Source organism: Duganella sp. Leaf61 (genome assembly GCF_001421905.1).
Classification (GTDB): Bacteria; Pseudomonadota; Gammaproteobacteria; order Burkholderiales; family Burkholderiaceae_D; genus Rugamonas; species Rugamonas zoogloeoides.
Genome location: NZ_LMLM01000032.1, coordinates 232,576 through 247,987, shown reverse-complemented (window position 1 = coordinate 247,987; position 15,412 = coordinate 232,576). Strand labels below are relative to the sequence as shown.

Sequence of the window (15,412 nt, the reverse complement as noted above, 5' to 3'; positions counted from 1 at the left end):
CACTGTAGGTTTCTGAGCGGCGTGGGCGCATAATGCATATATCCAACAAATACGGCGCACACCATGCAGATACTGGTAGTGGAGGACGACAGCGTGATTGCCGACGGCTTGTGCCGCGTGATGACAGCGCAGGGCATGACGGTGCAGGTGGTCGATAACGGTAACGCTGCCGACCAGCTGTTGCAGCGCGCCGATGCCGCCGAGGTGGTGGTGCTCGATATCGGCCTGCCCGGCATGGACGGCTTCGAAGTGGTGCGGCGGTTGCGCGCGCGCGGCGGCCGGGTGCCGGTGCTGCTGCTCACCGCGCGTGACGCCATCGAAGACCGCGTGCGCGGGCTGGAAACCGGCGCCGACGACTACCTGGTCAAACCGTTTGCCAGCGCCGAGCTGGTGGCGCGCGTGCGGGCACTGGCGCGGCGCCACGGCGAGCCGCCGGCGGTGCTGGCCATGGGCGAGCTCACGCTCGACTGCGCCACCCGCCGCGCCCGCGTGCGCGACCGTGTGGTGGACCTGTCGGTGCGCGAATGGACCGTGCTCGAGTACCTGCTCCAGCACGGCGCGCGGGTTGTTTCGAAGCAGCAGATCATCGAAGCCATCTTGCCCTGGGGTGACGACCTGACGCTCAACGCGGTGGAAGTCTATGTGTCGCGCCTGCGGCTGAAAATTGCCGACGCCGGGGTGGCGATTCGCACCATCCGTGGCTTCGGTTACATGCTTGAACCGGCTCCGATTCCGCTTCCGTCAGCCGACGCCGCGCCATGACCAGCATCCGGCTGCGGTTGCTCAAGTGGCTGATCGGTCCGATCCTGTTGATCAACCTGGCCGGCGGCTTGTTGGCCTACAAGCTGGCCTCGCTGCCGGCGCCCCTGGCGGCGCCCACAGCGGCCACCACGCAGGCTCCCGCCGACACCTTGCGCAAGCAGGAGCAGTTGCGCCAGGCCGTGCTGCGCGCGCTGCTGTTGATGGAAGGCGTGTTTGCCGTCGCCAGCATAGGCCTGATCTGGTTCTCGGTCAGCAACGGCTTGCGGCCATTGAATCGGCTGCGCGCCGACCTGAGCGCACGCGAAGCCGACGAACTGGCGCCGCTCGACCCGTCGCGGGTGCCGTACGAGCTCGAACCGGTGGTGTCCGCCATGAACGGCTTGCTGGAAAAAGTGGGCGAGGGCGCCAAGGCACGGCAGGATTTCCTGGCCAACGTGGCGCACCAGTTGCGCACGCCGCTGGCCGGCCTGAAAACCCAGCTCGAATGGCTGGGCGCGCGCCACGCTGAACCTGAGACGGCGCAATCGGTGCGCCTGATGCAGGCCGCGACCGAGCGCATGATCAGGCAGACCAACCAGCTGCTGTCACTGGCGCGCGCCGAACCGCACCACTTTGAAAAGGCCAGGCTCGAACCGCTGGCGTTGGAGGCCCTGGTAGGCGAAGCGATCCAGCTGTTCGTCGAGCAAGCAGCACGCAAGGGCATCGACCTCGGTTTCGAACTGCAGCCGGCACCGGTGACGGGCGACCGCTTCCTGCTGCGCGACCTGATCGACAACCTGATTGACAACGCGCTGCGCTACACGCCGTCGGGCGGGGCGGTGACGGTGCGCTGCGGCAGTGCAGAGGAGCGTGTTTTTCTCGCGGTAGAGGACAACGGTCCCGGCATTCCTGCCGCACGTCGGGCCGATATCTTCAGCCGCTACGTGCGGCTCGATGATAAATCGCACGGTAGCGGCCTGGGCCTGGCGATCGTGCGCGATATCGCCCGGGTACATGGGGCGGCGTTGACGGTAGGCGACGGGATTGAGGGGCGGGGGGCGGTGTTCGAGGTACATTTCCCGTAAGCCTTAAGCTGTTGGGTAGATTTTTGAATTCAGACAAGAAAGTGACATGGGCGACTACAATCAAGCGATTATCGACGTTGAAGTGACAACTGCCGAGCATGCACGCGAGTTGGCAAGCGACGTTCTGGCATGGCTTATCGCCGAGCAGATCATCGAAGACCGGCTATGCGATGGCTGCCTGGGCGAGGGCGCCTGCTATCCGCCGGGACCACGCTTCATGCAGGCGTGCGGTGGGAAAGAAGATGCCGCCTTGAATGGAAATTATGCGGAGTTCTCCCGGATGGCCACCAACGGCCTGAAGGTACTGACCGGCCGGTCGGTAGTGTGCAATCACCAGGGAGAGTTTGGCCCGGTCGCCTGTCCCGAATGCACAGCGCTCTCTCCCATCGACAATTTATGGGAGGCCGGCGAAATGTGGTTCGAGCATAAGGGCGACACCATGATCTGTGACAGTTGCGGCCGCGCCATTATGCTGTCGCGCTGGATCCACCCGGACGTCGGTTTCGTCGTGCTGGCGTTTCAATTCTGGAACTGGTCGCCGCTATCGGACGAATTTATCGCCGCTGTCAGCGCCAGGCTGGGGCATCGTGTCGCCACGATCACTGGCAAGGTGTAGTGATGGCGGATACGTAACGCTGACTCATGGAACTGAGCGTTCATTCTTTTAACCGTGGGGCAAGATTACGCCGTCGGCGCAGCCAGAACCGTCGAGCGGCTATCGACACCAGCATCCAGAACAAAGCGGTGATTGCCAACCGCCCCCACAAAATATCATCCTCACCGATCAATACTGATAACGGGTCTCTGGCGACTGAACCAACCGGCGAGATACCCTGGCTATCTGCCAGGAATGGCAACGGAAAGCCGTAGGCAAGCACTGGACAATAGATTGGCTTGCCCACGTTGGCGCAAACCGCGCTTACGCGCCCAGGCACTGCCAGGGAAACGTAGGTCAGGGTAGCGGCAAGCATGCTGACCACTCCAATTGACGTCAGGTACGAAGCCAGTTTGCGCAACAGTGCCTCCATTCTCGCCATCCACAAATTTTGAACCACGTGAGGTGCAACTCTATCCACTTATATCTTGGCCGTCAGCAATTTGTCAGCATTCCCTCAGGGAAATGCAAGCTTGCCGCACTACAATGTTTCCAGGAACCACTGCCCGGAGATAGTCATGCACCAACGCTCGCCACGCGGCTTCACCCTGATCGAACTGATGGTCAGCGTTGCCATTATTGGCATTTTGCTGGCGGTCGCGATTCCGTTGTACACCGACTACGTCACCCGCAGCCGCCTGAGCGAAGCGTTCTCCGCGCTCGGTGGCGCCCAGCCGGCCGCCGAACAGTTCTGGTCCAACAACCGTACTTATGATGGCTTTGCCGCCGCGACCGGTTTCCCGGCCAATACGGCCAACTTCACCTACACCCTGACCGACGCCAGCGCTTCCGGTTACAAGCTTACCGCTACCGGCGCCGGCAAGACTGCCGGCTTCGTCTATACGGTGGACCAGAACGGTACCCGCGCCACCACCGGCAGCCCGGCCGGCTGGGGCACCAGTACTTCGTGCTGGGTCGATCACAAGGGCGGCACATGTTCCAACTGAGCGCTGTCAGCGCCAGCCAGCACGGCTTGACCATGATCGAGCTGCTGGTGACGGTGTCGATTATCGGCATCATGCTGGCGGTCGGTATTCCGAACGCCAGCCACTGGCTGCTGGCCAACCGCGCCCGTGCCGCCAGCGAATTTTACGCCGACGGCTTCAGCCTGGCGCGGCGGCAGGCCATCGCTCACAACAGCCACAGCCGCATCTCGCTCACGCCGAATGTGACAACCGGCCAGATGGACTGGCAAGTCGATATCTGTTTCCCGACACCCGACGCGCGCTGCACCGACGCCGAAGGCGCCTGGTCCACCACGGCGGCCGCCTCTTCTGCCGATCCACAGGGGCAGGGCGGCTGGAAGTCGGTGTTCCGCGCGGCGAGCGCACTGCCGCCGCACGAAGTGCTGGTGCCCAGCACCCGGCCCGATGGCGCCAGCCAGGTGTATTACAACGCGCTGGGCTGGGTCGATCCGGTGGTGGGCAACCGGCTGTCGAGCCTGCGCTTGACTCCGGCCAGCGCCTATGCCGCCGACGTGCCGCCAGTGGCGCTGGTCGTTACCCTCGCTGGGATGCCCACCAAGTGCAACCCGAGCGTGGCGAGTACGGATAGCCGGGGATGTCCGCCATGAAAACACCAGGTCGCCGTGCTACCGAGCTGACCACTTCGCCGGCGAAGCCAGGCGCCGCGTGGAAAGCGATAAAAGCCGTGCCTAAGCACGCCAGCGCGCCGCCGTCGCCATCGCATCCGGCCGCGCGCCAATCGGGCATCGCTTTACTGGAAGCGCTGATCGCCATCGTCATCCTCGGCATCGGCCTGCTCGGCATGATCGGCCTGCAGGCGCGCGCCTACGCGGCGCTGTCGGACGCCAGCATGCGTGCCGAAGCCACCATGGCGGCTGAAAAGCTGCTGGGTACGATGAATACCGACATTGCCAACCTGGCCAGCTACAACCTGGCCGAAGGCGCCACGCCCAACAGCTTTCTGGCGCCATGGGCGCAGGAAACACGGCGGGCGATTCCCGGCGCCAAACTGTCGGTGCGGGTGGTGGATCAAACCCAGCAGTCGCAGGTGAATATCGGCATCAGCTGGCAGCGCAAGGCTGCCGGCGAGCAGAATCGCCACGTCGTCACCGCCTACATTGCCAACTGAAGCCATGCTCAGCCACCGCCACGGATTTTCCATCGTCGAACTCATGGTCAGCATCGTGATCGGCATGCTGGCGATTACCTTTGCCACGCGGCTGGTGATCGGCGGCGAAAAGGCCAAGGATGCGGCGGTCGGTGGATCGGATGCGATGCAGAACGGCATGCTGGCGCTGTATTCGCTCAGCAACGACGCCGCCGATGCCGGCTGGGGCCTGAACGATCCCATGCTGGCCGGTTGCAATACCGAGTTCTCGGACAGCCGTGGCTTTCGGATGGCGGTCGCGCAGCGCGGCGGCCTCGACATCACGCCGCTCGCACCCGTGGTGATCGAATCGCGCGGGGCGGGCCCCGACCTGGTGACGTTCTACAGCGGTACGTCGCAGACCGGCATCGGCTCGGTCAAGCTCGCCGCCAACTACGCGCCGGGCGAAAGCTCGATTGCGGTGGACAGCCGCAATCCCTACGATTTCAATGTCGGCGATGTGCTGGTGGTTGCACCGCTGGCTGCCGCCGGCGCCCGCTGCACGCTGATGCAAATGTCGGGCGCCGGCAGCGGCGCGTCTTCCAACCGGTTGACGATTGCCACCGGCGGCCAGTTCCGCTTCAATCCCCAGGCAGGGCTGGGTTTGCCGTACGAGGTCAACCTGGCCTATTTGTACAACCTCGGCAGCGCGGACCGGCTGCACTTCCACACCTGGTCGGTGCGCGCCGGCGTGCTGCTGCTGCGCGCCACCGACATGCCGGGCTCGGAGGCCGATGGCGCGTCGGTGAGCGACAATATCGTCTCGCTCAAGGCACAGTACGGCTTCGACAACCGTACCGTACCGAATTACAACCCGAATACGCCCGGCAACAGCAGCTGGGGGGAGACCACCGCCACCGGCATGCGCATCGGCATCTGGAGCGCCACCATGATCGACGCCGACGGCGACGGCCTGGTCGGCGGCGCCGGCGACTACCAGCGGGTAGGGGCGGTGCGCCTGGCAGTAGTGGCGCGCAGCAAGACCACCGAGCGCCCCGGCGCCAACGGCGCGTGTACCGCCACCACCGTGCTGCCCACCGTGTTCGCGCAGGCGGCGCCAGCCAGCGTGGCGGCGGCGCCGATCCAGGTCAACGTGGCGGTGACCGGCGACCCGGTGGACTGGAAGTGCTACCGCTACCGCGTGTTCGAGACCATCGTCCCGATCCGCAATGCCCAGTGGCGGCCATGATGAACAAGCGCCAACAGGGGATTGCGCTGCCGATCATGCTGATCATGCTGACCGTGATGATGGTGAGCGGCATCTACCTGATCAAGTCCAGCACGTCGAGCGCGCTCACCACGGCCAACCTGGCCTACGATTCGGCGCTGGCCAAGGCAGCGGACGCCGGGCTGCACGCCGGCTTTGCCTACCTGCGCACGGTCGCCAACAAGGCCGACCTCGACACCAACCAGGCGGCGCACGGCTACGTCGCCACGCTCACGTCCACCTGGACCGTGAGCACGCCGGCGTTCTGGACCGGCTCGGTCACCATGGCGGCCAACGCTGCCGGCGACCGGGTCGAATACGTGATCCACCGCATGTGCGACTTCCCCGGCCCCTACAACGGCAACAACTGCATCAAGACGTCGGCCCGGCCGGACGCGCCGACGCCGGTGGCGTTCGGCAGTTCGCTGGCGCTGGGCAGCGCGCGCTACGCCACCCAGCCGCAGCTGCACTACGTGGTGACGGCACGCATCAACGGCCCGCGCGGCGGCAACGTGGTAACGCAGGCGGTGGTGCTGAAAGGACCATGATCATGAAACATTTACTTCGACTCCTGCTTCTGCTGGCGCTGGCGCCCTGGTCCGCGATGGCCGCGCAAACCCAGATCGCCCAGGTGCCGTTGCTCAACATCACTGGCACCGGTACGGTCAAGCCCAACCTGATGCTGTTGTTCGACAACTCCGGCTCGATGGACCAGACCTATACGCCCGACTACGTCAACGACAACATCTGTCGCAGCAGCTTCAGTCTCGCCTTTGGCGTGATGGCGTGCGCGGTCGGCCATCCGCCGTTCATGAGCCCGGACTTCAACAAGCAGTACTACAACCCGCAAATTCGCTACGCCGTGCCGGTGCGCGCCGACGGCAGCGCCTACCCGGTGCAAAACGCCGCCAATACCAGCAACTGGACATCGGTAAGCGGCGACGGCTATGGCGTCAGCCGCGCCGACCTGGCCGGCAACAGCGTCAACAGCAATATCAACCTGGTAACCGGTTTTCCCGACCTGCGCTGGTGCGTGGTCATCAACAATACGCTGACCTGCCAGACCAACACCTCCAGCTATACCTACCCGGACCTGCTGTACCAGACGCCGTACGCCACCACCACCGGCCCGTACTACTACACCATCGGCGTGGGCCAATACTGCGCCGACGACACCCTGCGCAGCTGCGTCTCGACCGCCATCGGCGCCAACGCGCCGCCCGGCTACCCGGTGCCGGTCAAGGTGCGCTGGTGCAGCGACCGCCAGTTGACGCAATGCCAGGGCAAGCGCGTGGGCAATTTTATCTATCCGTCCTATTCTCAGCCGACCGGGGCGCTGGCCGCCTACGGCACCATTTCGATCGGTGCGTCGGCCACGGCCACGTCGCTCGGCATCAGCGACGTGACGTTGACCGATTCCCAGGGCAACACCAGCGCCTTGATCGCCAACACCGTCACCGCACCCGCCGGCACCAACACCGCGTTCAAGCAGCAGACCATGGCCAGCGCCCTGGCGGCAGCCATCATCGCCACGCCCAACAACTCGTTGCGGCAGATGTATGCATGCGTGAAAACGCCGACCGGCCAGTCCACCGTGCCCGCGTGCAGCCTGTTCGGCATCACCATCGGCGCAGAGAATGTCGTGGCCGTCGTGCCCCTGATTTGCGTGGGCAACACCAAGAGCCTGACCAATTGCGTGGTGGTCAACGATCTCAGTCGCCAGGGGTGGGGATTGACGGTCGATGCGCCGCAGGTGCAGGTGTCGAGCGCCACGCCGGCGCGCTCGGTGATCACGTTTTCCGGCTCGAATACCTCGAACAGCCAGAACGCCGTGGTGCGCAACCTGTCGCTCGGTTCCACCACGCTGATCGGCAACAGCCTGTTTACCAACCCGAGCTACCTGGACCTGGGCCGCAACCGCAGCCCCGCTTACGTCGCCAATGCGATTGCCGGCAAAATCGGCACCAGCGGCAATATCCGCGCCTATATCGGCGGCAATGCGCTGTGCCCGGGCCTGTCCAGCACCAATGTCTGCCTGATCAACTACGGCGTCACGTCCAACAACGCGGCGATCAGCAATTTCACCATCGACAACCAGGGCGGCCTGAGCTGGGTGCGCGGCGCCACCAGCGGTTACGCGCCGGCCGTCAACGACGCCATACCCACCAGCACTGCGTCGATCTCGGGCGGCTTGGGCGCACCGAATCCGTTCGTGCGGGTCAACATCGTCAGCGGCCGTACCTATCCCAAGGCGGCCGACCGTATCGACTGTGCCGGCGCCAGTTGCACCTATGCCGAGGAGATGACCAACTTCGCCAACTGGTATGTGTACTACAAGAGCCGGCTGCAAATGATGAAGACGTCGCTGGGCATCGCGTTTTCGCCGATCACCAGCAATTACAAGGTGGGCTACGTCAAATTATCAACGGCGGGGGCGGGCGGCGCCATCGATCTGAAACCGGCAGACTTCACCGGCAGCGCGCGAGAGAGCTGGTATTCGCTGCTGTACAACACCACGTCGTCTGGCGCCACGCCGATCCGCACCGCGATGGACAACGTGGGCCGCATGTTCGCCAACCTGTCGCCGTATGCGTACGACAAGGGGGCCGAGGTGGTGCAGTACCCGTGCCAGCAGAATTTCTTGATACTGACTACCGACGGCTACTGGAACGGCAGCAGCACCGCCAACGTCCGCAACAACGACAACGTGGAAAACCCGTCGCGCTTCTGCACCCAGGCGCGCGGCTGCGTCGATGCGCGCACGCAGGCGCAACCGTCGATTTCTGACGTGGCGCTGCACTGGTATAACGGCGGATCGAGCACCGGCACCACGTCGCTGCGGCCGGAACTCGAAGACATGACCAAGCCCGGTTCGGTGCCGGCCGGCGCCGGCGAAAACACCCACCTGCACATGAACACCTACACGCTGGGCCTGGGCGTGGACGGCGTGATGACGTACGAGCCCAATTACGACAAGGCCCCCCGCACCGGCGGCGATTTTTACAACCTGATCACGGCCGCCGCCACCGGATGCCCTTGGAACAACAACGGCCCCTACGTGTGGCCCGATCCGCAAACCGGCGTGTCGGCCAACACGGTGCAGGAGCGCGTGGACGACCTGTGGCACGCCGCTATCAACGGCCATGGCAAATACTTCAGCGCACAGGAACCGCGCGACGTGGTCAATGGCTTGAGCGAAGCGCTGTCGAACATGCAGATCCGCACCGGGGCGGCAGCCGCTGCCGCCACGTCCACCCCCAACGTTACCCAGTCCGACAACGATATCTTTTCCAGCACCTTCACCACCGTCAAATGGTTCGGCGAACTGCTGGACCAGAAGATCGACATCACCGACGGCACGGCCAACACGGCCCCGGTCTGGAGCAGCCACAGCACGCTCGGGCGGCAGGTGGCCGCCGCCACCGACGCGCGCACCATCGTCATGATGAATGCCGGCGGCGCGGCCGGCAGCGACACGGTGCCGTTCACCTTTGCCAACATGAGCGGCGCCATGGCCGGCTGGTTCAGCAACAAGTGCGGCGTGCTGGCGCAATGCACGCAGCTGTCCACTGCCGACAAGGCCATCGTCAACGACGGCACCAACATGGTCAACTGGCTGCGCGGCCAGCAGCAGTATGCCGACGATATCCGCTACCGCGCCTATGGCATCACGCCCACCACGCCGGTTGGCGCCACCGGCCCGCTGCCGATCGTGCTCGGTGATATCGCCTCGTCGAAGCCGGCCTATGTGCGCGCGCCGCTGGCCGATTACCCGGACACCAGCTACGACGCCTTCAAGGACGCCCGCACCGACCCCGGCAACCCCCTGTTCCGGCGCGGCGCGGTGTTCGTCGCCGCCAACGACGGCATGGTCCACGCGTTCGATGGCGCCAGCGGCAACGAGCTGTGGGCGTACGTACCGCGCATTACCATGAAAAAGCTGCCCGGCCTGGCCAGCAGCACCTATGGCACCAACCACCAGTACACCACCGACGGCTCGCCCGAGGTGGCGGACATCAAGGTGACCATCGGCGCCGGCAAGCAGTGGCGCACGGTCCTGGTGGCGGGCCTGAACGCCGGTGGACGCGGCTACTATGCGCTCGACATCACCGATACGCATTCGGCGCCCAAGCAGCTATGGGAGTTCTGCGCCGATGCCAGCGTGTGTGCGCGCAGCGATGCCGATATCGGCCTCACTTTCGGTAATCCGCAATTCGGCACGCTGGCCGACGGCCGCTGGGTGGTGTTCCTTACGTCCGGCTACAACAACGTGCCGGGCATCGACGGCGTGGCCGGCGGCGACGGCAAGGGCTACCTGTACGTGCTCGATGCGTACACGGGCGAGCTGCTGAAAAAAATTCCCACCGGTTCGGGCGACACCACCACGCCTTCGGGGCTGGCGCGCATCACGGCAATCTCGAATGATCCGGCCACCGATCCGCGCGCGACCTATGTGTACGGCGGCGATCTGCTGGGCCAGATGTGGCGCTTCGATTTTACTGCCACCAGCGGCGCGGTGGCAGTGCTCAAGATGGGCGACGCCGGCGCGCTGAAACCGATCACCACCCGGCCCGACGTCACGCTGTGCGGCGTGCCCGCCACCAGCACCAGCAACGGCGTGACCAGCACCGTGCTGCAGGGCATGCGCATGGTCCTGTTCGGCACGGGGCGGCTGCTCGATATTCCCGATACGTCGAACACCGATCTCCAGAGCCTGTACGTGGTCAAGGATAGCGGCGCCACCGTCAACGTGCGCGGCTCGACCATGGTGCGGCAGTCCCTGAGTTTGTCCAATGACGGTACCAATTCCGCGACCTATGCGATCACCGACAACGCCGTGGACCTGGCCCAGCGCGATGGCTGGTACCTGGACTTTTCGCTCAACGCCGGCGAACGGATGAACCTTGACCCGCAGATCATCAGCGGCGTGGCCAACCTGGTCACCAATATGCCGACGTCGTCGTCTTCATGCTCGGTAGGCGGTTCGAGCAATCTGTACCAGCTCAACGTGTGCAACGGCCATTCGGTGCGCAGCTATCCGGCCGGTGTCACGCTGTCGAGCGCCTCGGCGGCGGTGGGGTACATCGTGGTGCGGCTGCCCGATGGCCAGCAAAAAATCATCACCACGCTGGCCGATGGCACCAAAAAGACCGATCGCGGGGTGGAGGAGGTGTCGGCCGAGGCTCACAGAGTTGGCTGGCGCCGGGTGAAAGGAGAATGACGGATCTGGAAAGTTCACACGGGGTGGCGAAGTATCGGTAAAATCGAGGGTTTTGCAGAACCCGCCCCAGATCGCGAACACATGTCCAACGATATCGAAAACGTAATGCCCGAGAATAACAGCGAGATTAACGACGACGGCGCCCCGTCTGCCAGCGCCGCCAGCGCCAAGACGCCGGCGCTGATCGCGCGCGAAGTGCTGCGCCGCCGCACCTTCGGCATCATCTCCCACCCGGATGCGGGTAAGACCACGCTGACCGAAAAGCTGCTGCTGTTCTCGGGCGCGATCCAGATGGCCGGTACCGTGAAAGCCCGTAAATCGGGCCGCCACGCCACGTCCGACTGGATGGAAATCGAGAAGCAGCGCGGCATTTCGGTCGCATCGTCGGTGATGCAGTTCGAGTTCCGCGACCACGTGGTCAACCTGCTCGACACGCCCGGCCACCAGGACTTCTCGGAAGATACCTATCGCGTACTGACGGCAGTCGACTCGGCGCTGATGGTGATCGATGCCGCCAAGGGCGTGGAAGCGCAGACCATCAAGCTGCTCGACGTGTGCCGCATGCGCAATACGCCGATCGTCACGTTCATGAACAAGATGGACCGCGAAACCCGCGATCCGCTGGAGCTGCTCGACGAGCTCGAATCGGTATTGAAAATCCAGTGCGCGCCGGTGACCTGGCCCATCGGCATGGGCAAGAACTTCCGCGGCGTGTACCACCTGCTCAACGACACCATCATGCTGTTCAAGGCCGGTGAAGAAAAGGCCGACGGCGCGTTCGAACTGATCGAAGGCATCGACAATCCGCGCCTGCAGGAGATGTTCCCGCTCGAGATGGACCAGCTGCGCATGGAAGTGGAACTGGTCAAGGGCGCATCGCACCCGTTCGACCTCGAAGAATTCCTGGCCGGCGTGCAGACGCCCGTGTTCTTCGGTTCCGCCATCAACAACTTCGGCGTGCGCGAGATTCTGTCGGCGCTGGTGGACTGGGCCCCGGCCCCGCGCGAGCGTAACGCCACCGTGCGTGAAGTCGATCCGAAAGAGCAGCCGTTCACCGGCTTCGTGTTCAAGATCCAGGCCAATATGGACCCGGCCCACCGCGACCGCATCGCCTTCCTGCGCGTATGCTCCGGACGTTTCGAGCGCGGCATGAAGGTCAAGCATTTGCGCCTGGGCCGCGAGATCAAGGTATCGTCGGTGGTGACCTTCATGGCATCGTCGCGCGAGCAGGTGGAAGAAGCGTACGCCGGCGACATCATCGGCCTGCCCAACCACGGCAACATGCAGATCGGCGACAGTTTTTCCGAAGGCGAGATGCTGACCTTCACCGGCATTCCGTACTTCGCGCCGGACTTCTTCCGCTCTGTGCGCATCCGTAATCCTTTGAAGATCAAGCAGCTGCACAAGGGTTTGCAGCAGTTGGGCGAGGAGGGCGCGGTACAGGTCTTCAAGCCGGTGCAGGGCGGCGAGCTGGTACTGGGCGCGGTCGGCGTGCTGCAGTTCGAGGTGGTAGCAAGCCGCCTGCTCAACGAATACGGCGTCGATGCCGTGTTCGAAGGCACGAGCATCAGCAGCGCGCGCTGGGTGTCGAGCGACGACAAGAAGGCGCTGGCCGACTTCGAAGACGCCTTGGGCCACAACGTCGCCTACGACGCCGCCGGCAACCTGGCCTACCTAGCCACGTCGGGCGTCAACCTGCGCCTGACTCAGGAGCGCTGGCCGAAGTTGCAGTTCCACGCCACGCGTGAGCATTCAGCCAAGCTGGTGTAATACCTCCCCTGCGGGCTTGGCGGTCGCCTAATGCGCCGACAACGCCCGCAGCAGCGCCGGCACCTCGGCGCTGATCTCGCGGGCCAGGTAGCCCAGCGGGCCGTGGCGCAGCGACAGTTGTTCGCCCGCCATTGCGTGCAAGGCCACGCCCCAGGCAGCCGCTTGTTCCAGCGTGGCGCCGCGTGCGGCCAGGCCGGCGATCAATCCTGCCAGTACATCCCCCGATCCCGATATCGCCAGCCCGGTATTGCCGCCCGTGTGGGTCCACGTGCCGCCATCGGGTGCGGTGATGATGGTCGTCGAGCCCTTGAGAGCTACCACCGCGCTTAGCCGCTGCGCCGCTGCGCGCGCTGCCGCCTGCGGATCGGCGGCGATGTGCAGTTTGTCTTCCCCGGTCAGCCCGGCCAGCTCCCCCGCGTGAGGCGTGAGCAGCACCGGCGTGTCGAAGCGCATGCAGTCGTCACCGCCGGCTACGCACATGGCGCCGGCGTCCAGAATCACCGGAGCCTTGCCGCAGCAAGGCAGCAGCGCGGCCACCAGCGCGGCGCAGGCCTGCTTGTCCTGCATGCCGGGACCCATCAGGATGGCGCTGGCGCGTTCGCACGCTTGCTGCAGCGCTGGCATCACTGTGGCGGCATCGGCTGCGTCGGTCGGAGATCGTGTACGCAGTCCGCCCTCCAGTGTTTCCTCCAGCCCGATCACCCGCGCTTCCGGCAGCGCCACGCCCAGCGCCGCCGTCACGCTGGCAGCGGTGGCGATGGTCAGCTTGCCGGCGCCCGCGCGCAGGGCGGCGGTGGCGGCCAGCAGCAGGGCGCCCGGCATTTCGCGCGAACCGGCCACGATCAGCACGTGGCCGCGCACTTCCTTGTCGGCGTGCGCGCCCGGCATGGGTAGCGGCCAGTCACGCAGCGTGCCGGCCGTGATGTCGTGCACCGCTTTGCTATCCGTGTCGGCATGGCTACCGGCACCGGAATTCCCGGCCGGGACGTTCATGACTTGGGCGCAGCCGGCATGTCCGGCTGGTCGGTGACGGGCGTGCCGGTGTCTTCGAGCGGCGCGACGAAATTGGCCTGTACCAGCACCAGCTTGCCGTGCTTGCCCAGGGCGGGATCGTAGCGATACTCGGTAATGCCGCAGTTGGGCACATCGGCCTCGCGGTCGATCGCCAGGATGGTTTCTTCATCCATGCGTTCGAGCAGGTAGCGGAAGCAGTTGACGATCACCTGGTGACCCACGATCAGCACCCGTTCGCCGCGGTACTCGCGGATGATGGTGTCGAGCGCGCTGCGCAGGCGCAGGATGACGTCGCACCAGCTCTCGCCGCCGGGCGGACGGAAATAGAATTTGCCCACGTGCTGGCGCTGCTCGGCCAGTTCCGGATACTTGTCGTGGATGCCCAGCGGCGTGAGCCGGTCGAGGATGCCGAACTCCTTTTCGCGCAAGCGTTCGTCCACCACCGACGCTACCAGGTTGTCGCGGCCCACCTTGGAGATGACCGCAGCGGCGGTGGCGCGGGCGCGCACGTAGGGCGAGTACAGCACCACGGTGGGCTGGCCGTCCGGGCCCAGTGCCCGGAACCAGTGGCTCATGGCCTCGGCCTGGCGCTCGCCCAGCTCGGACAGCGGCACGTCCATGTCGCGGTCGGCGATGTCGATCAGATGCAACTGCGCCGCTTCGGCCGCATCGCGCGCGACGTTGCCGGCGCTCTGGCCGTGGCGCACCAGCCAGATCTTCTGTGGCCATTTCTGCACCGGCGTGTCGGTAAAGAGGTCGGCGACGTCGTCATCCGGCTGGTCTGTGAGTATGCCCATCAATGGTCTCCGTCGAGGTCAAGTTCTATCCATACCGGTGCGTGGTCGCTGGGCTTTTCGCGGCCGCGGACGTCGCGGTCCACTTCGGCCTTTTTCAGGTACGGCGCCAGGCCCGGGCTCAGGAGCAAATGGTCGATGCGGATGCCGGCGTCGCGCCCGTACGCGTTGCGGAAGTAATCCCAGAACGTGTAGATTTTCTTGCCCGGGTGCACGGTGCGCAGGGCATCGGTCCAGCCTTGCGCCACCAGGCGGTGGAAGGCGTCGCGCGTTTCGGGGCGGAACAGCGCGTCATCGACCCAGCGCTCGGGCTTGTACACGTCGAGGTCGGTGGGCATGACATTGAAATCGCCGGCGATCACGGTAGGCGTGCCCGCTTCCATCAGGCCGGCCGCGTGCGTGATCAGGCGCTCGAACCATTTGAGCTTGTAATCGAACTTGGGGCCGGGCGCCGGGTTGCCGTTGGGCAGATACAGGCCGCAAATGAGCACGCCGTTGACCACCGCTTCGATATAGCGGCTCTGTTCGTCTTCAGGATCGCCGGGCAGCCCGCGTCCGACTTCGATCGGCTTGACGCCGCGCGCCAGAATGGCCACGCCGTTCCAGCTTTTCTGGCCGTGCCAGATGGCCTCGTAGCCGATTTCCTGAAGGGCCGCTTCGGGAAATTTTTCCTGCGGCGCTTTCAGCTCTTGCAGACAGACCGCGTCGGGCTGGGTTTCTTGCAGCCATTGCAGCAGGGCCGGCAGGCGGGCGCCGATGCCGTTGATGTTGAAGGTGGCGATGCGCATGGAGTTCCTTACGTGGATGATGACT

At 64.8% G+C, this 15,412-nt stretch carries 14 protein-coding genes; 10 read left to right on the top strand and 4 right to left on the bottom strand.

What is annotated here, in order from left to right:
* Window positions 1-63: 63 nt before the first annotated feature.
* From ASF04_RS24730 to ASF04_RS24720, 3 genes are read left to right on the top strand one after another with little or no spacing between them, the layout of a single operon-like run.
* Window positions 64-762, top strand: a complete 699-nt coding sequence (locus ASF04_RS24730) for a response regulator transcription factor (RefSeq protein WP_056147775.1) — start codon at window positions 64-66, stop codon at window positions 760-762.
* On the top strand, window positions 759-1,826 hold the full coding sequence (locus ASF04_RS24725; protein WP_056147773.1) for a HAMP domain-containing sensor histidine kinase: 1,068 nt from the start codon (window positions 759-761) through the stop codon (window positions 1,824-1,826). The genes ASF04_RS24730 and ASF04_RS24725 overlap by 4 nt, the downstream gene beginning before the upstream one ends.
* Before the next feature lie 46 nt (window positions 1,827-1,872).
* Entirely contained in the window at window positions 1,873-2,442 is a 570-nt protein-coding gene (locus tag ASF04_RS24720) for a hypothetical protein (RefSeq protein ID WP_056147770.1), read from the top strand.
* A 40-nt stretch (window positions 2,443-2,482) separates the two neighbouring features.
* Here the strand turns inward: ASF04_RS24720 and ASF04_RS27690 are convergent, their stop codons facing one another.
* The gene (locus tag ASF04_RS27690) at window positions 2,483-2,854 is read right to left on the bottom strand and encodes a hypothetical protein (RefSeq protein WP_156368762.1); all 372 of its coding nucleotides are present in this window, start codon (window positions 2,852-2,854) and stop codon (window positions 2,483-2,485) included.
* A 145-nt stretch (window positions 2,855-2,999) separates the two neighbouring features.
* Here ASF04_RS27690 and ASF04_RS24715 point away from each other — a divergent pair, with 145 nt between their 5' ends.
* The 7 genes from ASF04_RS24715 (at window position 3,000) to ASF04_RS24685 (ending at window position 12,791) form a co-directional block, all read left to right on the top strand.
* Window positions 3,000-3,428, top strand: a complete 429-nt coding sequence (locus tag ASF04_RS24715; protein WP_056147768.1) for a type IV pilin protein — start codon at window positions 3,000-3,002, stop codon at window positions 3,426-3,428.
* Window positions 3,416-4,054 (top strand): Tfp pilus assembly protein FimT/FimU, encoded by a 639-nt coding sequence (locus ASF04_RS24710; protein ID WP_056147765.1) that lies wholly within the window; start codon window positions 3,416-3,418, stop codon window positions 4,052-4,054. The genes ASF04_RS24715 and ASF04_RS24710 overlap by 13 nt, the downstream gene beginning before the upstream one ends.
* Window positions 4,051-4,575, top strand: a complete 525-nt coding sequence (locus tag ASF04_RS24705; protein WP_229205194.1) for a hypothetical protein — start codon at window positions 4,051-4,053, stop codon at window positions 4,573-4,575. The genes ASF04_RS24710 and ASF04_RS24705 overlap by 4 nt, the downstream gene beginning before the upstream one ends.
* Before the next feature lie 4 nt (window positions 4,576-4,579).
* Window positions 4,580-5,782, top strand: a complete 1,203-nt coding sequence (locus ASF04_RS24700) for a PilW family protein (RefSeq protein WP_056147764.1) — start codon at window positions 4,580-4,582, stop codon at window positions 5,780-5,782.
* Window positions 5,782-6,348 carry a pilus assembly PilX N-terminal domain-containing protein gene (locus tag ASF04_RS24695; protein WP_229205193.1) on the top strand — a complete coding sequence of 189 codons (567 nt, stop codon included), beginning with the start codon at window positions 5,782-5,784 and terminating at the stop codon, window positions 6,346-6,348. Before ASF04_RS24700 ends, ASF04_RS24695 begins: the two co-directional genes overlap by 1 nt.
* A 2-nt stretch (window positions 6,349-6,350) precedes the next feature.
* Entirely contained in the window at window positions 6,351-11,021 is a 4,671-nt protein-coding gene (locus tag ASF04_RS24690) for a pilus assembly protein (RefSeq protein WP_056148017.1), read from the top strand.
* An 81-nt stretch (window positions 11,022-11,102) separates the two neighbouring features.
* Window positions 11,103-12,791, top strand: coding sequence for a peptide chain release factor 3 (locus tag ASF04_RS24685; protein ID WP_056147758.1), 1,689 nt, complete (start codon window positions 11,103-11,105; stop codon window positions 12,789-12,791).
* 27 nt (window positions 12,792-12,818) lie between these two features.
* Here the strand turns inward: ASF04_RS24685 and ASF04_RS24680 are convergent, their stop codons facing one another.
* Genes ASF04_RS24680 through xth form a run of 3 tightly spaced genes read right to left on the bottom strand, consistent with a single transcriptional unit; the run spans window position 12,819 to window position 15,387 of the window.
* A complete protein-coding gene (locus ASF04_RS24680) occupies window positions 12,819-13,784 on the bottom strand; it encodes an NAD(P)H-hydrate dehydratase (protein WP_056147755.1) in 966 nt (321 codons plus the stop codon).
* A complete protein-coding gene (locus ASF04_RS24675) occupies window positions 13,781-14,602 on the bottom strand; it encodes a histidine phosphatase family protein (RefSeq protein ID WP_082489003.1) in 822 nt (273 codons plus the stop codon). The genes ASF04_RS24680 and ASF04_RS24675 overlap by 4 nt, the downstream gene beginning before the upstream one ends.
* On the bottom strand, window positions 14,602-15,387 hold the full coding sequence (xth, locus tag ASF04_RS24670; RefSeq protein WP_056147752.1) for an exodeoxyribonuclease III: 786 nt from the start codon (window positions 15,385-15,387) through the stop codon (window positions 14,602-14,604). Before xth ends, ASF04_RS24675 begins: the two co-directional genes overlap by 1 nt.
* Between the last annotated feature and the right edge of the window lie 25 nt (window positions 15,388-15,412).